We start from the raw sequence: 21,137 nt of genomic DNA, 5'->3' as shown, positions 1-21,137 counted from the left end.
AGAAACAGTTAAAAACTTGCCCTCTCACGGCGCCGTTTGAGGATGATGTAGAGCGCGCCGGCACCACCATGGCGTGGATGCGCGCCGCGCACCGCCGCGATCTCGTCGGCGTGACGCGAAGCGGCGAGCCAGTCGCCGACCGCCGCGCGAATGGCACCGCGGCCGGATCCGGGCGCCCGCGGCTTGCCGGTGACCAGCAGCAGAACGCGCGCGCCTTGGGCGATCGCGCGGTCGAGTCCGGCATCCAGTGTGCGATAGGCACTGTCGAGCGTGTGGCCGTGCAGATCGACGGCAAAGTCCGGCTGGACGATACCGCGCCCGAGCCTGCGGTCCCAGCTGCCGTCCAGGGTGTTCGCGTTCCCCTGCGCAGGCCGGGGTCCAGCTCCTTTTTGCCTCGGTGGGGGGGACTCCCGGGCCCCGGCTTTTGCCGGGGAGCTCGGAAGTTGGAGCGGCAGGTCGGGAGGTTGGCGCGCCGCCCTCCCCTCCAGCGGCTCCACGCTGGCGATCACGCGGGCCCAGAGATCGGCTTCCTCAGCGCTGAGCCGGCGCCCCTGCACTGTTGCCCTCCTGCGCCAAGCGGTCGAGCGTGCCGATCGGCAGCAGCAGCCAGGCCTTGCCGCGGCTGAGCAGGCCGCCGGCGATCTGCGCGGCCTGCTCGCCCGCGCCCCAGAACGTATCGAACCGGTTCGGTCCCTTGATCGCCCCGCCAGTATCCTGCGCGATCCACAGCCCGTCGGCCACCTGATGCTCGACATCGACAAAGACGGGTGCGCCCAAGGGCGTGAACAGCGGATCGGCCGCGACGCTGCCCTGCGGCGTGACCGGCAGGCCGAGGGCGCCGAGCGGTCCGGCTCCGGTCAGTTCGCGGAAGAACACATAGCTGCGATTTTCGTGCATCAGCGCCGTGCCCGCTTCCGGGTTGGCGCGCAGCCACGCGACCATGCCCTGCATGCTCGCCTGGCCCGGACCGAGCAGACCGCGCTGCCGCATCAGCGACCCGATACCGGTATAGGGATGACCGTTCTGACCGGCATAGCCGATGCGCACGATGCTGCCGTCGGCGAAGCGCAGCCGCCCGGACCCCTGAATCTGCAGGAAGAACAGGTCGATCGGATCGGCCCAGCCAATCTCCAGCCCCTGGCCGGCAAGCGCGCCCTGTTCGATCTCCGCCCGGTCGTAATAAGGGATATATTGGCCGTCGACGATCCGGCCGCGCTGCTTCTGCAACGGACAGGCAGCCGGATTGGGCTGCTGGGTGAGCGGATCGATCGCGGGCGGGCAGACCGGCACTTGCTGTTCGACCAGGTCTGGCGGCAGCCGCAGCACGGGGACGAGTCCGGGCGCCGGATCATGGGCGGCGGCGATTTCCGGCTCGTAATAGCCGGTCACCATCGCCGCGCCGTCGCCAACCTGTGCGGTTTCGAAGGCGGTGGCGAAGAAGGCCTGGGCGTCGGCTTCGGTGCGGGCGTGATCGCACGCGGCGCGCCAATCCGCGCGGATGCCGGACGTGTCGTTGCGACGGAGGAGGCTGGGGCAACTGATCCGAAAGGCCGCGAGCGCACGCTGAGCAGCCTCTGTGGAGACGGGAAGCGATGCGACCGCCGGTCCAGGCCGCAGACCGAGACTACGCGCGTTGGCGGGCGGTACGGGACTGGGCGTCGGAGTCGGCACGGGAGCGGGACGCGCAATCGGCGGCGGCGCGATGGGCGGGCTCGGCTTGGGGACGCAGGCACCGAGCAGCAGGGCGAGGCCGAGTGCCCCCCGGCGCCGGATCACGCCGCCTCGTCGGTTTCGACCAGCAGCCAGTTCGGATCGGACTCGCGCAGGTTGCGGCTGAACGTCCAGTGATCGTTGGTCGACACCGCGTCTTCGAGCGTGCCGGCGACCACATTGGCTTCCGCATCGCGGGTGACCGCCGCGATGTCGGCGACGAAGTGCATGGTGACGAACGCCACCCGGCCTTCCATCCGCGCCTCGACGATGCGCGCCGTCTCGATCGCGATCAGACGATTGTCGAGCGTGTGGCCAGCCTCTTTGCGCTCGGCGATGGCGACGGCAAACGCCTCGCGCACATCGGGCGCCACCAGCCAGGCAAGTTCGTCCTCGTCACCGCGCCAGAAGGCTTCGAGGATCATCCGGTAAGCGGCCTTGGCGCCTTCGACGAAGCGGGCGACGTCGAAATTCGGATCGGCCGAGAGGATCGCGCGGACGCCCTGCGCCGCATCGGGATCAATCACGCTGTCGCTCGGCTGACCGGCATCGGCGATCGGCTCGGCGGTGGCGCGCGGCGCCTGGACCGGCGCCAGCCGTTCCTCGGCCGGCTTGGGCGGCAGCGCCTGTTCATGGCCGCTGCGCTTGCCGAGCACCATGTAGAGCCGCAGGGCCAGAAAGGCCGCGACCATAGCGAGCAGAACGATGCCGACCACCTAACCTCCGAAACGAGAACCTGTGCAACATAGGCGCGCCGCGCGCGTGTTTCAAATGCTTGGGCAAGCGGTTCCGATCCCCCGCCGAGCATTGCCGGCCCGCCCCCTAGCTGCTAACCGCCCGCTCCGATGGGGCAAGGCCCCTAATCATCCCGATGAAAGGTTCGAGGTTCATGGTCGAGGAAACGGGCGCGCAGGGCGAAGAACAGTTCGCGAATGGCGCCGACAACATGCCGCAGGTCGGCATCATCTCCCAATATGTGAAGGACCTGTCCTTCGAGAACCCGAACTCGCCGGCCGTCTACCAGTGGCAGGTGCAGCCGCAGATCGACGTGCAGTTCAACATCAGCTCGAACAAGGCGGCCGACGACGTCTACGAAGTCGTGCTGAAGGTCGAGGTGAAGGCGCATGGCGATCAGGGCGTCGCCTTTGCGGTCGAACTTTCCTATGCCGGGCTGTTCGGCATCCGCAATGTCCCGGAAGAGCAGATCCAGCCCTTCTGCTATGCCGAAGCGCCGCGGCTGATCTTCCCGTTCGCCCGCCGGGTTCTCGCCGATGCCGTGCGCGACGGCGGCTTCCCGCCGCTGATGCTGGAGCCGATCGACTTTGCCGGCCTCTACATGCAGCAGGCGCAGCAAGCCGGGCAGCTCGCCCAGGGCGAAGCGGCGGGGCAGGCCTGAGCCGGCTGAACGCAGCTCCGTTCGTATCGAGCGAAGTCGAGATACGCTTCTCGACTTCGCTCGAAGCGAACGGTGATCGGGCACATGGCTAAGGTGTCCCTCGCCCGCTCCCTCACTTCGGTCGGCGGGCTGACGCTCGTCAGCCGCGTACTGGCGCTGGTGCGCGACACGCTGCAGGCGAGCTATGTCGGCGCGGGCTTTGCCTCGGACGCGTTCTTCGTCGCGTTCCGCCTGCCCAACATGTTCCGCGCGCTGTTTGCGGAAGGGGCGTTCTCGGCCGCCTTCATCCCGATGTTCAACCGCAAGGTCGGCGAGACGGGCGAGACGAGCGCCGGCATCCGCTTTGCCGAACAGGCGCTGGCGGTGCTGTTCCCGGTGCTGCTGCTCTTCACCGCGGCGATGATCGTGGCGGCCTGGCCGATCACCTGGGGGCTGTCGGGCGGGTTCAAGGATCCGACGCCGGAGCAATTCGCCTTTGCGGTGACGCTGTCGCGGATCACCATCCCCTATCTGATGCTGATCTCGCTCGCTTCGCTGCTGGGCGGCATCCTGAACTCGCTCAACCGCTTCTGGGTGAATGCGGCGGCGCCGATCCTGCTCAACATCGCCATGATCGTCGCCCTGGTCTTCTTCCACGGCGACAGCCCCTATGAGACGGCGCGGGCGCAGGCGGTCTCGGTGACCGCCGGCGGTGCGTTGCAGCTCGCCTGGCTGGTGATCGCGTGCCGGCAGGCGGGCGCGAGCCTGCGCTTGCGCATGCCCAAGCTCACCGACGATGTGCGGCAGCTGATGAAGCTGATCCTGCCGGCCGCCGCGGGAGCGGGCGCGGTGCAGATCAACCTCGCCATTTCGACGGCCCTCGCCGGCGGGCTGCTCGATCCGGGCTCGATCTCCTACATCTATTATGCGGACCGGCTGAATCAGCTGCCGCTCGGCATCATCGGCATCGGCCTCGGCACCATCCTCCTCCCCACCATCTCGCGCCTGCTCGGCTCGGGCAAGGAAGCGGAGGCGATGGACACGCAGAATCGCGGCATCGAGCTGGCGCTGTTCCTCACGCTGCCCGCCACCGTCGCGTTCATCTTCGCGTCGGCGCCGATCGTACGCGGGCTGTTCGAGCATGGCGCGTTCACCGCCGAAGACACAAGCGCCTGCGCCTTCGCGCTCTCGGCCTTCTCGATCGGCCTGCCCTCCTATGTGCTGGTGAAGGTGCTGACCCCGGGCTTTTACGCGCGGGAGGACACGCGGACGCCGGTGCGGTTCGCGACCATGTCGGTCGGCGTGAACCTGGTCGGCAACCTGCTCCTGATCCCGGGCCTCGGCGCGCTCGGCTTCGGCTATGTCGGCCCGCCCCTCGCGACCGCGCTCGCCTCGTGCATCAACGTCGCGCTGCTCTACCGAACGCTCAGGAAGCGCGGCCATTTCGCCCCCGATGCGCGGCTGAAGCGGCGGCTGCCGCGCCTTGCGCTCGCGGCATTGCTGATGGGCGGTGCGCTTTACCTGCTGGCGCCGCTCGCCTGGCCGTACCTGACCGGCCACCTCCTGCAGCGCGCCGTGGCGTTGGGCGTGCTGACCGGCGGCGGTGCAGCGATTTACGCTCTGGCCTGCTTTGCGACGGGTGCGTATCGGGTCAGCGACCTGCGGGCGCTGGTGAGCCGGCGCGCCGCGACCGCAACGAAGGACTGACATGCGCATCGTCTCCGGCATCCAGCCGACCGGCAATCTCCATTTGGGCAATTATCTGGGCGCGATTCGCAACTGGGTGCGGATGCAGGACGAGAATGCGGCCAAGGGCGGCGACACGCTCTTCTTCCTCGCCGACCTGCACGCAATCACCGTGTACAACGATCCGGCCGAGCTGACCGCCAACACCCGCGAGATGGCGGCTGCCCTGCTCGCGGCGGGCGTCGACCCGGACAAGGCCATCCTGTTCAACCAGGCGCGGGTGCCTGCCCATGCCGAACTCGCCTGGCTGCTCTTCTGCACCGCGCGGATCGGCTGGCTGAACCGGATGACCCAGTTCAAGGAAAAGTCCGGCAAGAACCGCGAAGGCGCGAGCATCGGCCTTTATGCCTATCCGGTGCTACAGGCGGCCGACGTGCTGCTCTACGGCACCACGCATGTGCCCGTCGGCGAGGACCAGAAGCAGCATCTGGAGCTCGCGCGCGACATCGCGACCAAGTTCAACACGGATTTTGGCACCGAGCTGTTCGTGCTGCCCGAGCCGACCATCCCGCCGGCGGCGGCGCGGATCATGTCCCTGCGCGACGGCAGCGCGAAGATGTCAAAGTCCGACCCGTCGGACGCGTCGCGCATCAACCTGGCCGACGACGACGACACGATCGCGCAAAAGATCCGCAAGGCGAAGACCGATCCCGAGCCTCTGCCCGCAACCGCGGCTGAGCTGGACGGCCGTCCCGAAGCCAAGAACCTGGTCGCGATCTATGCAGCGCTCAATGACGAGAGCGTCGACCAGGTGCTGGCCGACTTCGCAGGCCAGGGGTTCGGCGCGTTCAAGCCCGCACTCGCCGAACGGCTGGTCGAGACGCTACGCCCGATCCGCACGCGGTTCCTGGAGCTGCGGTCCGACACCACAGCACTCGACCGCATCCTTGAGCAGGGCGCGGCCCGTGCGCGGGCGCTGGCTCAGCCGCGGCTGGACGGAGCCTATGCCGCGCTGGGCCTCTGCACTTCGCGCGGATAAGGAGGCCGGACGCTCCGGCCTCCTCTCGCGTCAGGCGATCCCGGACCTTGCGACGCGCCGGCGCGTCGCCCCGCCCAACAAGCCGAAGCCGGCCACCATGGCCACCCAAGTGGCAGGCTCGGGAACACCATTGACGGCGACCTGCGCGTCGATGCCGACATTGTCCAAGCCCCAGGCTTCGTCGTCAAAGCCCTGCAGCGTGCCATAAGTGAAAGCGAAACTGTTGGCTCCGGCGAGGAGCGTGACGGGAATGGTGATCGTGCGCACCGGCCCGCCGCCGGTTACGGTGGTGCCCGGCGGACCGTTAAAGCCTTCACCGCCGCCACCGCCGAGCGCGAACACGCCATTGAACACCTCGGTGTCATTGACCGAAAAGCGGAAGGTGTCGGTGCAGCAATTCGCCCCGTCGATCGAGCGGAAGCCGAGCAGGTCGAAGCGGATCGTGCCCGACCCGGCGCCGGGCGTGGTCTGCGCGAGCGTCACCACCCCGCCTTCCAGCTGACCCAGTATCCCTGCGTCGTTGCTGTTCACGCCGACATTGGTCAGCGTGAACTCGGGGCCTACGCCGGTGCTGAAATCGGTGAAATAGGTGAAAGGCGCTGCCGCCACGGGCACGGCCGTGCCCGCAATCAGCATCGCCGCTGCGAGAGCGCTTCTTCGATAGACCATGGAACACCCCTTTATCATTGCCATCAGGGTGCGACCCGGCAGTGTCGCGTTGGCCGCGATCTGGGGCGTTAACCATTACTCGCGCGGTCCGTTCCCTCGGTCGGGGCAACGCCCGGCTCGAAAGTGACGATGAGAAGAGCTATATCGGCGTTCAAGCGAAGTTCAGCTGCACCAAGCCATTCAGATCGCATAAATTCGCGCGAGGGGTCGATCGATGTTCAGGAAGAAGATGCTGGCAGTCGCTGCGGCACCGCTGGCGCTGGCGGCGCTTGGCGGCTGCGCGCAGACATTCGATGCGCGGGTGAACCGCTTTTCGATGCTGCCCGCGCCGCAAGGCGAGACGTTCACGATCCAGCCGGTCGACCCGAAGCTCGACGGCAGCATCGAGTTCCGCTCCTATGCTGGCCTGGTCGCGCAGGAATTGCAGCGTTTCGGCTACCGCCCGGCCACTGACGCCCGCTCGGCCAATCTGGTCGTCTCGCTAGATTATTATGTCGACAATGGCCGCGAAAAGGTGACGACCACGCCCGGCTTCAGCGGCTGGGGCTGGGGCGGCTATTGGGGTTACCCCTATCGCGGCTGGGGAGGCTGGGGCCGAGGCGGCTGGGGCCGCTGGGGCTTCTACGATCCGTTCTGGGGCTCGGACTGGGGCAGCGAAGTGCGCAGCTACACCGTCTATGACAGCCAGTTGCGGATGGAGATCAACCGCACCAATGGCGGCGAGCGCGTGTTCGAAGGCACCGCGCGCGCGACCTCCCGCTCCGACGATCTGCCCTGGCTGGTCCCGAACCTAATCCAGGCGATGTTCACCGGCTTCCCCGGCAATTCCGGACAGACCGTGAAGATCAGCATCCCGCTTCCGAGCAGGCGTCCGGCATCGTAGGGTTGGAAGTCAGCGCGTGACTTCCAGAGGATGTCCGCAATGAGTGGAAAGCAGACATCGCCCTCGGCTCATTTAGGTGGCAGACCTGCCGGTTGTTCTTTCCGAGCTACCTAAGCGCAACTTGGATGGGTTGCGCGTGGCCGAGGGCGCGGCGGCGTGCCACGATGTCGGCTTCCAGGAGGATCAGCCTGGCGCGTCCGTTGAGCAGGGCCCGTGTATCGGGGCGGGGCACATCGCCGGCGAGGCTGAGTCGGATGCGGATATCTTCGCGCTCATCGTAGAGCTGCGAAAGCGTTCGGTCATAATCGAGAGCCATGGTAAGTCTCCTTTGCCGCGTGCGGCATTGATGAATGTGATCGATGTCCAGCTGGGACTGGGAGGAGCGTGACGCGCACGAACGGAACAACCACCCCTTTTGTCAGAATGGTCGAGATTTCCCTGTGAGCTTCCACTCCAGGCCGGGGAGCTTTTCCATTGCGCGCCCGCATGTTGCGCACGCGCTGGCGAAGCGCCCCCGGTTCCAGTGATTCTGGGACGGATCGGCCTTGTGATGACCAATGAGGTTGTGGAGCAGATTAGCCACTGGCGGTCGCTGGGCTGGCACGCTCGGCATGTCTCGCCGCGTGCAATGCGTCCCTTGCTGTCGTGTAGCGATAGCCGCGCCAGTGAAAATATGTAGCGGTCGTCGCGGTGATACCCAGCCGCTCCATTTCGGCGGCGTCGCTCGAAGTCGGGTTAGACACAGTTCGGGTGATATCGGCCATCCGAAGCCTCCTTCCACTTGCTTAGAATTTCCGACCCGCACCCTTTGTGCCGCGAACGTTCGCCGTCACAGGAGCCGCCGCTTGGGCAGCATGGCCGCGCAGCACTTGAGCAGGCGTGATAATCGGAGAAAGCCTGCCCCGGTCCTGAGCGGGCCTTATGAGAATGTTCATGCGACAAGCTCCTTCGTCTTCGAAAGGATCAATTCCCCTCTGGCACGAGATGAGCGTCAATCATTCCGGTGATAGGCCCTTGTAACATCCAATGATGAAAACACCGCAACATTTCTTAGATTCTTCGTCTTTTTTTTCTCTCATTCGCCACGCACGTCAGAAAACTGGCGATTACATGGGGTCTTTTTAGGAAAGCATGGTACAGCCTAGCTATCACGTGCGGTCGTAGCGCGCTTCCCGTGACATTTCGCCGATCCCGGCTGTCGCATACGGAAGAGAGAACCATGGACATCATCAAGCTTTTGGCTGGCGAGCAGCACTCGTTGCTGCACGCCAGGTTTGGCGCGCTTGCGAGCCGCTCAAGGCATGTCGCGGATGCGGTCGGCTTCGCCGAGAGGCTGGCCGGAACACGGTACCCCCACCGCAACGTGGTCCAGATCGCAACCGTCTGAGCAGGGCCAAACAGTCGGAGTCGTTTGCATGAGCCGAGCTTTAAATCTGAGTGCCACCCGCGCCGAGGTGGAAGCCACGGCACTGAGGCAAAAGGCGCGAATAACGTCCATAGAGTCGCTCCACCCGGCGGGGACGAGGGTCGTTTTCGCGAGCGCCGATGCCGCAGCGCAGTTTGCCAGAGCCTTCAAGAGCCAGATCCTGGAAGGGAGAATAACGAGGACGCCGCTCCGCACCCGAGGAGCCCCCTGAGTGAATGACAACGGCCAGCATCCAGCGGTGCGCACTGATCCCTTTTGGTTGGGCATGGCCGCTTACCGAGACAAGCTCGATCGTGGAGCCTGTCCATTCCCGGATGCGCATGTGGAGGCGAGAAGTTGGGCGGCGGGCTGGGAGCATGGCGCGTTTCGAGCGGAGAGCCCGACGAACGAAATAAAGGAAGAGTAGATGGCCAAGGGTCAGCGGAAGAGCAACAAAGAGATACGTAAGGCGAAGAAGGAGGGACCGCCCAAGCAGAACGCGTCCGCGCCTACCAAAAAGGGCACACCCGTTCGGCCGCTTGATAAGCCTGCCTGATCTGCCGAAGGCTGGTCGTCGCGGCTTGTCCGGCGGCGAGTGTGCAATGAAGGTCCGCTACGGGTCGTTAGCTGCCCTTGGCCTTGTCGGCATCACGCCGCAGATAGACGCTGTCGCACCAAACTCCGCCGACGTTCCAGGTGCGGCTGGCCCGGCCCACCTCCTCGAAGCCGAGGCCCTCAAGAAGGCGGAGCGAAGCGGTGTTGCGGGGGTCCACGTCCGCTTCGACGAAGGGCAGCCGGTGTAGGGAAAAGGCGCGGTCCAGGATCGGGATCAGAGCCTCGCGGGCATAGCCCTGCCCCCAGGCCGCGGGATGCAGGATGAACCCGATCTCGGGAAAGCGATACAGACCTGCCTTTCCGATCAGCCGGCCCTCTCGTTCGATGACGAAGTCTTCCCCTTCGCCGGCATCGATCGCCATCATCCCGGCGACCCAGGCTTGGGTTTCGGCCAGGTCCCTGTGCGGAGGCGTGGACCAGAATGCCATCGCGGCAGGGTCGCTGAAGATGTCGTGAAACGCCGCCACGTCGGACGCCAGCGCGGGTCGCAGCCGAAGCCGTTCGGTCCGGATTTCTGGCACGGCCGCCTCTCAGCGCCGCGACCGCAGCGCCGCGCCTTATGCCTCCAGCTGACGGATCAGCGTGCGGACGTCGGCGTCAAGGTCGGCGTCTTCGCCGCGCAGCCGCTCGATCTGCTTGACGGCGTGGATCACGGTCGTGTGGTCGCGGCCACCGAAGCGCCGGCCGATTTCCGGCAGCGAGCGCGGCGTCAGGCGCTTGGCCAGATACATCGCGATCTGGCGCGGACGGGCGACGGCGCGGGCGCGGCGGGCCGAGACCATCTCAGCCTGGCGCATGCCGTAATGTGCGGAGACGGCGCGCTGGATCTCGTCGATGGTGATGCGGCGGGTCGATGCGTTCAGCATCTCGCCCAGCACCTCCTGCGCGAACGCAAGGTCGATCGCCCGATCGTTGAGCAGCGCATAGGCCGTCAACCGATTGAGCGCCCCTTCCAGTTCCCGGACGCTGGTCTGGATGCGGGCGGCGAGCAGTTCCGCCACTGCCTCGGGCATCTGCACGTCGGCCATGGTGGCGAGCTTTGCCTTCACGATCTTGAGGCGCAGCGCGAAGGTCGCGGGTTTGATGTCGACCACCAGGCCGCTCGCCAGCCGCGACAGGATGCGGCTTTCGACGCCGTCCAGCGCCTGGGGGGCGCGGTCGGCACTGATCACCACCTTCTTGCCGGCGCCAGTCAGCTCGTTGAGCGTGTGCAGGAACTCTTCCTGGGTCGAGCCCTTGCCCGAGATGAACTGCACATCGTCGATCATCAGCAGGTCGGCCGAGCGCAGCCGCTGCTTGAAGTTGAGCGTATCCTTGTCGCGCATCGCCGAGACGAACTCGACCATGAAACGCTCGGCGGACATGAACAGGATCGTCGCCGAGGGCACGCGGGCGCGATAGGCGGCGCCGATCGCGTTCATCAGGTGGGTCTTGCCCTGCCCCGTCGCCGAATGGATGAACAAGGGCGAGAAGCTCAGTTCGCCATTGGCAAGCGCCTTGGCGGCATTGAGCGCGACGCGGTTCTCGTCGCCGCTGACGAAGCGGTCGAAGGTCTGGCGCGCGTCGAAGCCGGGCGCCGGAGGCGCGGTCGGCACCACTTCGGCTTCGTCGGCGGTGTAGATGCGGGTAACGATCTCGTTCGGCGCGACATCGATGCGGACTTCGCGGACGCTCGGCAGCGCCGCACGCCAGGCCAGCAGCAGCCGGTCGGCATAATGGGCGCGCACCCAGTTCGCGTGGAACTCCGTCGGCAGCGTCAGGCGCACCACGTCGCCCTTGTCGCTCATCCCCGACAGCATGATCGGCTTCAACCAATGGTCGAACAGCCGTGCCCCGCAGTCGCGCTTCAGGCCTTCCCGGATAGCCGCCCAGGCGCCCGAGACCTGTTCGCCCCGATCCATATTTTTCTCACGCACCAGCATTGGACCCAATCGCCCCTCCCCTGTGCCCGTCCCAGCCCCCCGGCTGCCTGGCGGTTTGCTGAAGACAAGTCGTCCCACCGCCAAAAACCGAGGTTTCCAGCGCCTGCTGACTGTCTCTCAAAACTAGGCCCCGGAGCATCGATTCGAGCGCCGGGAATCGGGTTGTAGGGCTCGGTTCGTGAGTCGATCAAGCGATGCTTTGTCGCATTTCGGAAATAATCCAGGTTGACTCGGATTTCCGCCATTTTCCCGTTTGAACGCTGAAAAACGGCCGATTTCTGCGGGTTTTCACCTGTTGTTCCAAATGGCCGCAGAACGAATCATGGAAGAACCGTAACTTGGCCGTAACGACATCGTCACAAACGAAAGGGCTCGCCGGCATCCCTGCCGACGAGCCCTTTGTCGAACCGCTGAACTGGCGTGCGGAGGCGCTCAGGCGAGCGCCGAGACCCGCTTCGTCAGGCGCGAGAACTTCCGCGACGCCGTGTTCTTGTGCAGCACGCCCTTGGCGACGCCCCGCGCCAGCTCCGGCTGGACGGCGGCGATGGCGGCGGTCGCCGCAGCCTTGTCGCCCGAATCGATCGCGGCCTCGACCTTCTTGACGAAGGTACGGATGCGGCTGATGCGCGCGTGGTTGATGTCGGCGCGACGGGCGTTGCGACGGATGCGCTTCTTGGCTTGCGGCGTATTCGCCATTGATGGTCCTCTAGGGTTCGGCTGGAATGTGACAGGGGCGCGGATTTGAGCCCGCGCCCCGGAAGCAGGTCCCCATAGCGGGAGGGGCGAGTCGGGTCAACCGGCTCGCTCCTCCGCTTAAGGCGTCAGAACTTCACCGTTGCGCGCGCATAGATGAAACGGCCGTTAAAGCCATTCGGCGAATAGTTCGAAAACGGCGCGACATAATTGGTCTGCGGGTAGAAGACGGCAGCGCCGTTGGTCGCGCTGACGCCCGCCTGGCCGACCGGCACCGGGGTCGGATAGCTGTCGAAGATGTTGTTGGCGCCGACCGCGACCTCGAACCGCTCGGCAAAGGTGAAGCGGGCTTCCGCATCGCTGACCCACTGCGCCTTCAGGAAGTTGTCATTGAACACGCCGCTGCCGGCCGGGCCGATCTCGCCGCCGGTCGCTTCCACCTTGCCGAAGCGGTTGGCGCGGAACGTCAGGCCGAACCGCCCGACATCGTAATCGAGGCCGAGATTGATCTTGGTGCGTGGCTGGCCCCGGACGAGGCGGCCCTGTTCCTGGCGCCCGAACAGCACCAGGCCCGGAATGTTGGCGAGCGGTCCGGGCGCTGCGAGAACGCGGCGGATGCTGGTCTTGTTGTAGTTGAAGCCGGCAGTCGCGCTGAGCCGGCCGAAATCGCCCAGCTCGAACCGGTAGGTCGCCACCGCGTCGATGCCACGGGTGCGCGAGTCGAGGCCGTTCACGAAGAAGCGCGCGGCGCTGACCGTGTTGAAGCCCGCATTGTTGAGGATCTGGGCGATCGAGCGGCCCGGATTGGCGCCGCTGGGGTTGCCGGCTGCATCGCGGCTGGCGGTCAGGTTGTCGGTGACGACGATGCGATCGTCGATATCGACCTGATAGAAGTCGACCGTCACGTTCAGCCGCGGGACGGCGGTGAACACGAAGCCCGCTGAATAGGAGAGCGACTTTTCGGCATCGAGCGGCGTCGCGCCGAGTGCGATCGCCACCGGATTGTCGACCGGGAGCGTGACGGTGTCGAGCAGCACGCCGTTGACGTTGTTGGTCGCCTGCGCCGCATAGAATTGCTGCTGCAGCGAGGGCGCGCGGAAGCCGGTCGAAATCGCGCCTCGGACCGCGAAGCCGTCGACGAACTCGAAGCGGCCGGCAAGCTTGCCGTTGAAGCTGGAGCCGAAGTCCGAATAATCCTCGTAGCGGCCTGCGAGCTGGACGTTGATGCGGTCGTTCACGTCGGCGTCGACCTCGGCATAGGCGGAGACATTGTGCCGCGCCCGCTGCTGGTCGACGCGCTGGCCGCCGATCACCGGCTGGAAGCCTGGAAACACCTGGGCGCCCGGCGCACCGCCGGCAGGGCCATTGGCATAGCTGGCGACTTCGCCGGGCCGGATGTCGAAAGTCTCGCGGCGATATTCGAGACCGCCCGCGACCGTCAGGTCCTTGAGCCAGCCGACGCTCAAGTCGCGGCTGACATCGAGATTGGCCATGGCCTGGGTGTAACGCAGTCCGCCCGAATCGAAGGCAAGCTGCGAAGCCGCACCGAAGGAGCGGTTCAGCGTGTTCGTGATCTTGAAGTCGAAGGCGTTGCGCGAATAGCTGCCCGACAGATCGTAGCGCCAGCCGGCAGCCTCGCCGCGCAGGCCGATCAGCCCCTGATAGTCGTTCAGGTCGGTGTTGATGAACGGCAGGAAGCCGTCCGGATAGATTGCCGGCACGTTGCGGGCGTCGTTGGCAAGCCGGTAGAAGCCCGCGCTCTCCCCGTCACGATAGCCATAGGTCGCAAAGCCATAGAGCTCGACCGCGTCGCTGAGCGGAGTGCCGAAGTTCATAAACAGCTTCAGGTCGGACGTCTTCGCGTCGCCATAGCGGTGGCTGTAGCGGTCGAAGGTGAGCTCGCGGGGATCGAAGGCGCCGGCGATCAGGTTGTACTGGCGGCGCACGTCGGGACCGGTGCGGTTGGTCGGCCCCCGACGCTGCAGTTCGGCCGAAAGGTTCAGGTGACCGCCATCGCCGATCGGGAGACCGATCGTGCCGGCGACGGTCAGCGTGTGGCCATCGGTGACATGCCGGTCGCTGTCCGCGCGAGTGACCTGCAGCGTGCCGTCCGGGTTGAGCAGCGGCGTGCCGCCAGGACCCTGCACGATGCCCGTCACGTCGCGGATGCCGCGCACATTGGTATTATAGAGACCGTAGTTGACGGTGATCCGCCCGCCTTCCGGCTGATCCCGCAACTGGAAGTTGATCACGCCGGCGATCGCGTCGGAGCCATATTGGGCGGCGGCACCGTCGCGCAGCACTTCGACCCGGCTGAGGGCGATCGAGGGAATGAGGTTGATGTCGACGGCCGAGGTGCCGCGACCGACCGACCCGTTGATGTTGAGCAACGCCGAGGTGTGGCGGCGCTTGCCGTTCAGCAGCACCAGCGTCTGATCCGGATTCAGGCCGCGCAGCGTCGCGGGTCGCACGACGTCGGTCCCGTCGGTGATCGACGGCTGCGGAAAGTTGAAGCTCGGGATTTGCTGGTTCAGCAGCCGGTTCGTCTCGGTATAGCCCGATGTGGTCAGGCTCTCTGCCGTGATCACATCGACGGGAACCGGGCTGTCGGCGAGCGTGCGGTCGGCCCGGCGCGTGCCGGTCACCACGATGGTCGCATCGGCATCGGCCGGGGCATTGTCGTCGGCCGCGCTCACCACCGCCTGCGCGAACACCGGCTGTGCCGACAGCGCCAGCGGCGACACGGCGGCGACCAGTGCGGCACGATAGATCATTCGGTTCATAGGATAATTCCCCGTTTCGTGTGATAGGCCGAGACTGTCCTGTTTCGGCACGGGCGCAAAGCGTCCGTGCGCCGGCGTGTCACGATTCTGCAATGCTGTGACCGCTGCGCCACAGTCGCGGTTTTGGTTGACAAGCCGGGCCGGCTCACCTAGCTGCGCCACTTCCCGTGCGGAAGGGTTTCCGCGCGGCGTTCAGCTTTGATGGATTGATGAGGGCCATGTTCGCAGTCGTGCGCACGGGCGGCAAGCAGTATCGCGTTGCCGCAGGAGACAAGATCGTTGTCGAGAAGCTCGACGGTGAAGCCGGGGCCAAGGTGACCCTGGGCGACGTCCTGCTGGCCGGCGAAGGCGGCGAACTGAAGTCGACCGACGGCCTGACCGTGGCGGCCGAGATCGTCGCGCAGGCGAAGGGCGAGAAGGTCATCGTCTTCAAGAAGCGTCGCCGCCACAATTATCGCCGTCGCAACGGCCACCGCCAGCAGCACACGATCCTCAAGATCCTGAGCGTCGGCGCGCAGCAGAACGACGAACCCAAGGCCAAGAAGGCGCGCGCCGCCAAGCCGGCCGCCGAAGCGCCCGCTGCCGAGGCTGCCGCCCCGGCCGCCGAGGCCTGAGCCGAAACGAAGATCAGGAGTAGTTAGTCATGGCGCATAAGAAAGCAGGCGGCTCCTCGCGCAACGGCCGCGATTCCGCGGGCCGCCGCCTCGGCGTGAAGAAGTTCGGCGGTGAGGAAGTCCTCGCCGGGAACATCATCGTGCGTCAGCGCGGCACCAAGACCTATCCGGGCCGCAATGTCGGCCTGGGCAAGGATCACACCCTGTTCGCGACCGCGGAAGGCCGCGTGCGATTCCACCAGGGCAAGCTCGGCCGCAAATATGTCTCGGTCGACGCGATTATGGCCGAAGCGGCCGAGTAACGGGCGAACGTGAAAACGGGTCGCCACTGGGGCGACCCGAAAGTCCACCAAGGTGGATGACGAGGGAGACGGGTAGCCCCGGTCTCCCTTTTGTTTTTCTCCCTCTCCATTGTCGCCGCGCCGTCACCGAATGACGGCAAGGCGCGCTCGATAAAAGGAGAGCGAGGATGTTCGTGCGTACCGACAGGCTGTTGCTGAGGCCCGGCTGGATCGAGGATGCCGCTGCCGTGCAGCGTGCCATCGCCAGCGATCCGGCGATCGCGCGCAACACCGCGCGCATCCCCTCCCCCTACACGCTCGACGATGCCGAAGCGTATCTCCGCGCCCAGCAGGAAGCCGAGTGGCCGCTGAGCCTGCTCGTCTTCGCCCGCACGTCAGGCGCGCCGCGCTTGGTCGGCGGCGTCGGCATTCATCCGGACGGGAATGGTCATGAGCTCGGCTATTGGATCGCCCGCTCTTATTGGGGCCTGGGGTTCGCGACCGAGGCCGCCGCGGCATTGCTGCGCGGGGGCCGGGAGTCGCTGAAGCTCGACTGCATCCGCTCCGGCCATTTCGTCGACAATCCCGCCTCCGGCCGAGTGCTCCGCAAGCTGGGCTTTCGGCCGACCGGCCGCGTCGTCCGGCGTCACAGCGTCGCGCGCGGGGGCGAGGTGGACTGCGTGCTGTATGCGGACGGGGCGGAATGTGAGGCAGGCATGCGCTGCCTGGAGGCGGCCTAGCCTTCAACCGTTGGCTTCGAGCGAAGTCGAGAAGCGTCGAGGACGTCAAATGCGTTTCTCGACTTCGCTCGAAACGAACGGAGTTGTTAGACGCTCGCCGCGACTGGGGCGACCGGCTCGCCGGCCTTGGGCGGCAGCGCGTTCGGGGGTACGTCGTCGATCTGCATCTCGGGCGTCGGCACTTGCTCGCCGAAGGTGCGGACCTTCACCCGCACCTCGCCGTCCTCGATCGTCAGTTCGTTGAAGCTGCATGGCGTCGAGCGGACGCGCCTCGACAGGGTGCCGGCGCCGATCATCCGCATCGGACCATTCGGCGTCTCATGAACCAGGTCGAACGGATCATGGACATGGCCGCTGAGCACGGCGGTAACCTGCGCCTCGGCGAGCGCGGCCAGCGCACGCTCGCCGCCCTTGGTCAGCGACTTGCCGCGGCGCATCTCCACCAACGGATGATGCGCCGTGACCAGCACCACCTTGCGATCGGGAATGACGTCGATGCATTTGAGGCTGCGGGCAAGCGCGCGCGGGCCGACCCAGCCCCGCGACCAGTTCAGCCGCCATTGCGCCCGCGCGGTCGTCTTGAGCGGCACGATCGATACGCCGGGCAGCGCGAGTTCGCGCTCGACGAGCCGCTCGATGCGGCGAATGCGTCGATAAGGCGTGAAGAAACGCTCGAGCAGGTTGAAATAAGGCAGGTCGTGATTGCCCACCTCAACCGTCACCGGCGCGTCGAGCGACAAGATCCAGTCGCAGGCAGCCTGGAACTCACGGGTGCGTGCGCGCATCGTCAGATCGCCGGTCAGCAGCACGGCCGCCGGCTTCTCGGCCGCGATGCGTTCGCGCACCCAATCGATGGCCTGGCTGTCCTCGCAGCCGAAATGCACGTCGCTGATATGGAAGAGTCTGGTCATCGAGGCCCCTAACGCAGGAACCCCCAATGGGTCGCAGGCTTTTACCGGTCAACACGCCGTTCTAAGGGGACTTCATGACCAAGCTTACCGTGATGGTGACCGGCGGCGCCGGTTACATCGGCAGCCATGCCGTGCTCGCGCTGCTCGACGCCGGCTATCCGGTGGTGGTGATCGACAACCTGGTGACCGGCTTTCGCTGGGCGGTCGATGAGCGCGCGGCGTTCTTCCAGGGCTCGATCGACGACGAAGTGCTGGTTCGGGAGACGCTCCGCCAGCACCAAGTGGGCGCGATCATGCATTTCGCGGGTTCTATCATTGTCCCAGAGTCGGTCGAGAAGCCGCTGAAATATTACAAGAACAACACCGCCGCATCGCGCTCGCTGATCGAAAGCGCGGTGGAATGCGGTGTGAGGCATTTCATCTTTTCCTCGACTGCCGCGACCTATGGCATGCCGGATGTGGTGCCGATCACCGAGGACACACCGACGCGGCCGATCAATCCCTATGGCGAATCCAAGCTGATGACGGAGAAGATGCTGCGCGATGTCAGCGCGGCGCATCCGCTCAATTACTGCGCGCTTCGCTACTTCAATGTCGCAGGTGCGGACCCGCAGGGGCGCACCGGCCAGTCGACCGCGGGCGCCACGCATTTGATCAAGGTCGCGGTCGAGGCTGCGACCGGCAAGCGCAGCCATGTCTCGGTCTATGGCACGGATTACCCCACGGCCGATGGCACCGGCATCCGCGACTATATTCATGTCAGCGACCTCGCGGCGGCGCACCTGCACGCGCTGGAGGCGTTGATTGCGGAGCCGCAACGGAGCTACACGCTGAACTGCGGCTATGGCCGCGGATTTTCGGTACTCGAGGTGCTGAACGCGGTGGACCGGGTCACCAACATGACGATCGAGCGGCGGATGGAAGCGCGCCGCGCCGGCGATCCGCCCGAGCTGGTCGCCGACAACAGCGCGATCCTCGCCGCCCTGCCCTGGCGGCCAGAGCGCGACGATCTCGACACCATCATCCAGGACGCCCTGGCCTGGGAGCGCAAGCTTGCCGAGCGGCGGGAGGCGGAGGTCGCGTGACCGACGGCGAACTCGCGCTCCTGCTCGCGCGGGCGCAGTTCGCCTTCACCGTCTCCTTTCATTTCATTTTCCCCTCCTTCTCGATCGGCCTCGCCAGTTACCTGATGGTGCTGGAGGGGCTGTGGCTGAAGACCGGTGAGAGCCGCTATTTCGACCTGTTCAAATATTGGCTGAAGATCTTCGCGGTCGCCTTTGCCATGGGCGTCGTGTCGGGCATCGTCATGTCCTACCAGTTCGGGACCAACTGGTCGGTCTTCTCCGACAAGGCAGGGCCGGTGATCGGCCCGCCGATGCAATATGAAGTGCTGACCGCCTTCTTCCTGGAAGCGGGTTTCCTGGGCGTCATGCTGTTCGGCATGGAGAAGGTCGGCCGGGGCATGCACTTCCTCGCCACCTGCATGGTCGCGCTGGGCACGGCCATTTCCGCCTTCTGGATCCTGTCGGTGAACAGCTGGATGCAGACGCCGGTCGGCTTTTCGGTCGGGCCGACCGGGCAGCTGCTGCCGACGGCGAGCTGGTGGGAGATCATCTTCAACCCGAGCTTCCCCTATCGCTTCGCGCACACGGTGACGGCGGCCTATCTGACGACCGCCCTGGCGGTGGGAGCGGTCGGCGCCTTTCACCTGCTGCGCGGCCGCAGCACCGAGGCGGTTCGCACCAGCTTCAGCATGGCAATGTGGATGCTGACGCTGGTCGCGCCGCTGCAGATCCTGCTCGGCGACATGCACGGCCTCAACACGCTCGAGCACCAGCCGGCCAAGGTGATGGCGATGGAAGGGCATTTCGACAGCCACCCGAAGGGCGCGCCGCTGATCCTGTTCGGATTGCCCGACCAGGCCGGGAAGCGCGTCGACTATGCGGTGGAGATCCCCAAGGCGTCGTCGCTGATCCTGAAGCATGATCCGGACGCGCCGCTCGCGGGCCTCGACACAATACCGGACGACCGCGAGCCGCCGGTGGCGATCATATTCTGGTCGTTTCGGATCATGGTCGGCCTCGGCTTGCTGATGGCGGCGCTCGGGGCGGCGAGCCTGATCGCTCGCTTGAGGAGGCGGCTCTACGACTGGCCGCTGCTGCACCGCTGGGCGCTGCTGATGGGGCCGACCGGCTTCATCGCCGTCATCGCGGGCTGGGTCACGACCGAAGTCGGCCGCCAGCCCTTCACCGTCTATGGCGTGCTGCGGACCGCGGACTCGGTGGCGCCGCTCGCCGCGCCTGCCGTGGCGACGTCGCTGGTCGCGTTCGTCCTCGTCTATTTCGCCGTGTTCGGCCTCGGCACCTGGTACATATTGAAGCTGATGGCTCACCCGCCAATGCCGCACGAGCCCGGCCCCGCCGACGCGCCGATCCGCACGGCCGGCATCACGCCCGCAAGCCAGGTGGATCGCCGCATCGACCCGCGCGCGGACGTGGCGGAGGGCGCGCGGTGAGAGTGCTCCACGCCGCCGTCACGTCCGGTGCAAACTTGTCCTTCGAGACGCCGTTTCGCCAGGCTCAACGGCTCCTCAGGATGAGCGGGAAACCCATCTACGCTCATCCTGAGGAGAGACTGAGCGGAGGCGAAGGCTCGTCTCGAAGGATCGGATACGCCGGATGACCCCCGATCCCACCATCACCGTCGTGTTCGCCTTCGTGATTGCATTCGCGGTCGCGATGTATGTGGTGATGGACGGGTTCGATCTCGGCATCGGCATCCTCTTCCCCAGCTTCCAGGTGGGCAAGGAGCGGGACGCGGCGATGAACGCGATCGCCCCGGTGTGGGACGGCAACGAGACCTGGCTGGTGCTGGGCGGCGGCGGGCTGCTGGCAGCCTTTCCGCTGGCCTATGCGATCATCCTGCCGGCGCTCTATGCGCCGCTGATCGCGATGCTGCTGGGGCTGGTGTTCAGGGGCGTCGCGTTCGAGTTTCGCTGGCGCGATCCCGCACACCGCGCCTTTTGGGACTGGGCCTTCTTCGCCGGGTCGCTGACCGCGACGCTGGCCCAAGGCATCGCGCTCGGTGCGCTGCTGCAGGGCATCCATGTGGAAGGGCGCGCCTATGGCGGCGGCTGGTGGGACTGGCTGAGCCCGTTCTCGCTGCTGACCGGCGCCAGCCTCGTCGCCGGCTATGCGCTGCTCGGCGCCTGCTGGCTGATGTGGAAGACGGAAGGCCGCATCCATGACGATGCCCGCCGTTGGGCCAGTCCGTTGGCCATCGCCACCCTGCTCGCCATCGGCGCGGTGAGCGCGGCGACGCCGTTCCTAGAGGGCGAATATTGGAAGCGCTGGTTCGAATGGCCGGGCGTGCTCGCGACCGCCCAGGTGCCGCTGCTGGTGACGATCACTGCGGTCATGCTCTTCCGCGCGCTCGCCAGGGGACATGAGCGCAGCCCGTTCTTCTATACGCTGGCGCTGTTCGGTTTGTCGCTGCTGGGGCTCGGCATCTCGATCTTTCCGGAGATCGTGCCCGGCGCGGTGACCATCTGGCAGGCCGCGGCGCCGGCCAAGAGCCAGCTCTTCATGCTCGTAGGCGCCGCGGTGCTGATCCCGATCATCCTCGCCTATACGGCGTGGAGCTATTGGGTGTTCCGCGGCAAGGTTGCCGAGGCCGGCTATCACTAGGCTGTGGCTGCAGCGGATCGGCTGGTTCGCCGCGATCTGGGCGGCGAGCGTGCTGGCGCTAGGCGTGGTAGCATTGGTGCTGAGGTGGTGGATTACCTAAGCCGCTCGTCCCGAGCGTAGTCGAG

Annotated in this window: 23 protein-coding genes; 12 read left to right on the top strand and 11 right to left on the bottom strand. The window is 66.0% G+C overall.

The window, feature by feature from the left end; genetic code table 11:
• Nucleotides 1–8 precede the first annotated feature (8 nt).
• The 3 genes from HJG53_RS18455 to HJG53_RS00345 are packed head-to-tail and all read right to left on the bottom strand — an operon-like array spanning nt 9 to nt 2,426.
• Nucleotides 9–557: a Smr/MutS family protein gene (locus HJG53_RS18455; protein WP_368039472.1), complete on the bottom strand. Its 549-nt coding sequence runs from the start codon at nt 555–557 to the stop codon at nt 9–11.
• Nucleotides 532–1,776 carry a murein transglycosylase A gene (locus HJG53_RS18450; protein ID WP_368039471.1) on the bottom strand — a complete coding sequence of 415 codons (1,245 nt, stop codon included), beginning with the start codon at nt 1,774–1,776 and terminating at the stop codon, nt 532–534. Before HJG53_RS18450 ends, HJG53_RS18455 begins: the two co-directional genes overlap by 26 nt.
• A complete protein-coding gene (locus HJG53_RS00345) occupies nt 1,773–2,426 on the bottom strand; it encodes a Tim44/TimA family putative adaptor protein (RefSeq protein ID WP_171127264.1) in 654 nt (217 codons plus the stop codon). The genes HJG53_RS18450 and HJG53_RS00345 overlap by 4 nt, the downstream gene beginning before the upstream one ends.
• 173 nt (nt 2,427–2,599) lie before the next feature.
• Here HJG53_RS00345 and secB point away from each other — a divergent pair, with 173 nt between their 5' ends.
• The 3 genes from secB (at nt 2,600) to trpS (ending at nt 5,810) form a co-directional block, all read left to right on the top strand.
• Nucleotides 2,600–3,106 carry a protein-export chaperone SecB gene (secB, locus tag HJG53_RS00340; RefSeq protein WP_171127263.1) on the top strand — a complete coding sequence of 169 codons (507 nt, stop codon included), beginning with the start codon at nt 2,600–2,602 and terminating at the stop codon, nt 3,104–3,106.
• Nucleotides 3,107–3,199: 93 nt separating this feature from the next.
• Nucleotides 3,200–4,792: a murein biosynthesis integral membrane protein MurJ gene (gene murJ, locus HJG53_RS00335; protein ID WP_171128061.1), complete on the top strand. Its 1,593-nt coding sequence runs from the start codon at nt 3,200–3,202 to the stop codon at nt 4,790–4,792.
• A 1-nt stretch (nt 4,793) separates the two neighbouring features.
• Nucleotides 4,794–5,810, top strand: coding sequence for a tryptophan--tRNA ligase (trpS, locus tag HJG53_RS00330; protein WP_171127262.1), 1,017 nt, complete (start codon nt 4,794–4,796; stop codon nt 5,808–5,810).
• Between the two features lie 30 nt (nt 5,811–5,840).
• On the opposite strand, the gene HJG53_RS00325 is transcribed toward trpS, so the two are convergent.
• Complete coding sequence (locus HJG53_RS00325) at nt 5,841–6,479, bottom strand: PEPxxWA-CTERM sorting domain-containing protein (RefSeq protein ID WP_217352551.1); 639 nt, start codon at nt 6,477–6,479, stop codon at nt 5,841–5,843.
• A gap of 214 nt (nt 6,480–6,693) precedes the next feature.
• Here HJG53_RS00325 and HJG53_RS00320 point away from each other — a divergent pair, with 214 nt between their 5' ends.
• A complete protein-coding gene (locus HJG53_RS00320) occupies nt 6,694–7,362 on the top strand; it encodes a DUF4136 domain-containing protein (protein ID WP_171127260.1) in 669 nt (222 codons plus the stop codon).
• 106 nt (nt 7,363–7,468) lie between these two features.
• Here the strand turns inward: HJG53_RS00320 and HJG53_RS00315 are convergent, their stop codons facing one another.
• Together HJG53_RS00315 and HJG53_RS00310 are read right to left on the bottom strand one after the other, a co-directional pair.
• Nucleotides 7,469–7,678: a hypothetical protein gene (locus tag HJG53_RS00315; protein WP_171127259.1), complete on the bottom strand. Its 210-nt coding sequence runs from the start codon at nt 7,676–7,678 to the stop codon at nt 7,469–7,471.
• 259 nt (nt 7,679–7,937) lie between these two features.
• A complete protein-coding gene (locus tag HJG53_RS00310) occupies nt 7,938–8,126 on the bottom strand; it encodes a hypothetical protein (protein ID WP_171127258.1) in 189 nt (62 codons plus the stop codon).
• Nucleotides 8,127–8,581: 455 nt separating this feature from the next.
• On the opposite strand from HJG53_RS00310, the gene HJG53_RS00305 reads away from it, so the two are divergent.
• A complete protein-coding gene (locus tag HJG53_RS00305) occupies nt 8,582–8,749 on the top strand; it encodes a hypothetical protein (RefSeq protein WP_171127257.1) in 168 nt (55 codons plus the stop codon).
• Nucleotides 8,750–9,390: 641 nt separating this feature from the next.
• On the opposite strand, the gene HJG53_RS00300 is transcribed toward HJG53_RS00305, so the two are convergent.
• From HJG53_RS00300 to HJG53_RS00285, 4 genes are all read right to left on the bottom strand, one after another.
• Complete coding sequence (locus tag HJG53_RS00300; protein WP_171127256.1) at nt 9,391–9,903, bottom strand: GNAT family N-acetyltransferase; 513 nt, start codon at nt 9,901–9,903, stop codon at nt 9,391–9,393.
• A 36-nt stretch (nt 9,904–9,939) separates the two neighbouring features.
• On the bottom strand, nt 9,940–11,304 hold the full coding sequence (dnaA, locus tag HJG53_RS00295; RefSeq protein WP_171128059.1) for a chromosomal replication initiator protein DnaA: 1,365 nt from the start codon (nt 11,302–11,304) through the stop codon (nt 9,940–9,942).
• Nucleotides 11,305–11,736: 432 nt separating this feature from the next.
• Complete coding sequence (gene rpsT / locus HJG53_RS00290; protein WP_171127255.1) at nt 11,737–12,000, bottom strand: 30S ribosomal protein S20; 264 nt, start codon at nt 11,998–12,000, stop codon at nt 11,737–11,739.
• A gap of 125 nt (nt 12,001–12,125) precedes the next feature.
• A complete protein-coding gene (locus HJG53_RS00285; RefSeq protein ID WP_171127254.1) occupies nt 12,126–14,780 on the bottom strand; it encodes a TonB-dependent siderophore receptor in 2,655 nt (884 codons plus the stop codon).
• A 218-nt stretch (nt 14,781–14,998) separates the two neighbouring features.
• On the opposite strand from HJG53_RS00285, the gene rplU reads away from it, so the two are divergent.
• From rplU to HJG53_RS00270, 3 genes are all read left to right on the top strand, one after another.
• Nucleotides 14,999–15,394: a 50S ribosomal protein L21 gene (rplU, locus tag HJG53_RS00280; protein WP_171127253.1), complete on the top strand. Its 396-nt coding sequence runs from the start codon at nt 14,999–15,001 to the stop codon at nt 15,392–15,394.
• A 29-nt stretch (nt 15,395–15,423) separates the two neighbouring features.
• Nucleotides 15,424–15,696, top strand: a complete 273-nt coding sequence (gene rpmA / locus HJG53_RS00275; protein ID WP_171127252.1) for a 50S ribosomal protein L27 — start codon at nt 15,424–15,426, stop codon at nt 15,694–15,696.
• A 167-nt stretch (nt 15,697–15,863) separates the two neighbouring features.
• Nucleotides 15,864–16,415, top strand: coding sequence for a GNAT family N-acetyltransferase (locus tag HJG53_RS00270; RefSeq protein WP_171127251.1), 552 nt, complete (start codon nt 15,864–15,866; stop codon nt 16,413–16,415).
• A gap of 86 nt (nt 16,416–16,501) precedes the next feature.
• On the opposite strand, the gene HJG53_RS00265 is transcribed toward HJG53_RS00270, so the two are convergent.
• Nucleotides 16,502–17,326, bottom strand: a complete 825-nt coding sequence (locus HJG53_RS00265) for a metallophosphoesterase (RefSeq protein WP_171127250.1) — start codon at nt 17,324–17,326, stop codon at nt 16,502–16,504.
• 74 nt (nt 17,327–17,400) lie between these two features.
• On the opposite strand from HJG53_RS00265, the gene galE reads away from it, so the two are divergent.
• The 4 genes from galE (at nt 17,401) to HJG53_RS00245 (ending at nt 21,112) form a co-directional block, all read left to right on the top strand.
• Nucleotides 17,401–18,411: a UDP-glucose 4-epimerase GalE gene (galE, locus tag HJG53_RS00260; protein ID WP_171127249.1), complete on the top strand. Its 1,011-nt coding sequence runs from the start codon at nt 17,401–17,403 to the stop codon at nt 18,409–18,411.
• The gene (locus tag HJG53_RS00255) at nt 18,408–19,841 is read left to right on the top strand and encodes a cytochrome ubiquinol oxidase subunit I (protein WP_171127248.1); all 1,434 of its coding nucleotides are present in this window, start codon (nt 18,408–18,410) and stop codon (nt 19,839–19,841) included. The genes galE and HJG53_RS00255 overlap by 4 nt, the downstream gene beginning before the upstream one ends.
• A 163-nt stretch (nt 19,842–20,004) precedes the next feature.
• Nucleotides 20,005–21,012, top strand: coding sequence for a cytochrome d ubiquinol oxidase subunit II (gene cydB, locus HJG53_RS00250; RefSeq protein ID WP_171127247.1), 1,008 nt, complete (start codon nt 20,005–20,007; stop codon nt 21,010–21,012).
• Complete coding sequence (locus tag HJG53_RS00245) at nt 20,990–21,112, top strand: DUF2474 domain-containing protein (RefSeq protein WP_171127246.1); 123 nt, start codon at nt 20,990–20,992, stop codon at nt 21,110–21,112. The genes cydB and HJG53_RS00245 overlap by 23 nt, the downstream gene beginning before the upstream one ends.
• Nucleotides 21,113–21,137 lie beyond the last annotated feature (25 nt).

This window comes from Sphingomonas sp. ID1715 (assembly GCF_013044515.1).
Lineage (GTDB): Bacteria > Pseudomonadota > Alphaproteobacteria > Sphingomonadales > Sphingomonadaceae > Sphingomonas_B.
This window is presented reverse-complemented; position numbering and strand designations above follow the sequence as displayed.

Excerpts from the sequence above, each read along its gene's own strand:
- rplU (WP_171127253.1), top strand. The coding sequence starts at position 14,999 with ATGTTCGCAGTCGTGCGCACGGGCGGCAAGCAGTATCGCGTTGCCGCA.
- HJG53_RS00310 (WP_171127258.1), bottom strand. The coding sequence starts at position 8,126 with ATGGCCGATATCACCCGAACTGTGTCTAACCCGACTTCGAGCGACGCC.
- HJG53_RS00305 (WP_171127257.1), top strand. The coding sequence starts at position 8,582 with ATGGACATCATCAAGCTTTTGGCTGGCGAGCAGCACTCGTTGCTGCAC.
- cydB (WP_171127247.1), top strand. The coding sequence starts at position 20,005 with ATGACCCCCGATCCCACCATCACCGTCGTGTTCGCCTTCGTGATTGCA.
- dnaA (WP_171128059.1), bottom strand. The coding sequence starts at position 11,304 with ATGCTGGTGCGTGAGAAAAATATGGATCGGGGCGAACAGGTCTCGGGC.
- HJG53_RS00315 (WP_171127259.1), bottom strand. The coding sequence starts at position 7,678 with ATGGCTCTCGATTATGACCGAACGCTTTCGCAGCTCTACGATGAGCGC.
- HJG53_RS00285 (WP_171127254.1), bottom strand. The coding sequence starts at position 14,780 with ATGAACCGAATGATCTATCGTGCCGCACTGGTCGCCGCCGTGTCGCCG.
- HJG53_RS00265 (WP_171127250.1), bottom strand. The coding sequence starts at position 17,326 with ATGACCAGACTCTTCCATATCAGCGACGTGCATTTCGGCTGCGAGGAC.
- rpsT (WP_171127255.1), bottom strand. The coding sequence starts at position 12,000 with ATGGCGAATACGCCGCAAGCCAAGAAGCGCATCCGTCGCAACGCCCGT.
- secB (WP_171127263.1), top strand. The coding sequence starts at position 2,600 with ATGGTCGAGGAAACGGGCGCGCAGGGCGAAGAACAGTTCGCGAATGGC.
- HJG53_RS00325 (WP_217352551.1), bottom strand. The coding sequence starts at position 6,479 with ATGGTCTATCGAAGAAGCGCTCTCGCAGCGGCGATGCTGATTGCGGGC.
- rpmA (WP_171127252.1), top strand. The coding sequence starts at position 15,424 with ATGGCGCATAAGAAAGCAGGCGGCTCCTCGCGCAACGGCCGCGATTCC.
- galE (WP_171127249.1), top strand. The coding sequence starts at position 17,401 with ATGACCAAGCTTACCGTGATGGTGACCGGCGGCGCCGGTTACATCGGC.
- HJG53_RS00270 (WP_171127251.1), top strand. The coding sequence starts at position 15,864 with ATGTTCGTGCGTACCGACAGGCTGTTGCTGAGGCCCGGCTGGATCGAG.
- HJG53_RS00320 (WP_171127260.1), top strand. The coding sequence starts at position 6,694 with ATGTTCAGGAAGAAGATGCTGGCAGTCGCTGCGGCACCGCTGGCGCTG.
- trpS (WP_171127262.1), top strand. The coding sequence starts at position 4,794 with ATGCGCATCGTCTCCGGCATCCAGCCGACCGGCAATCTCCATTTGGGC.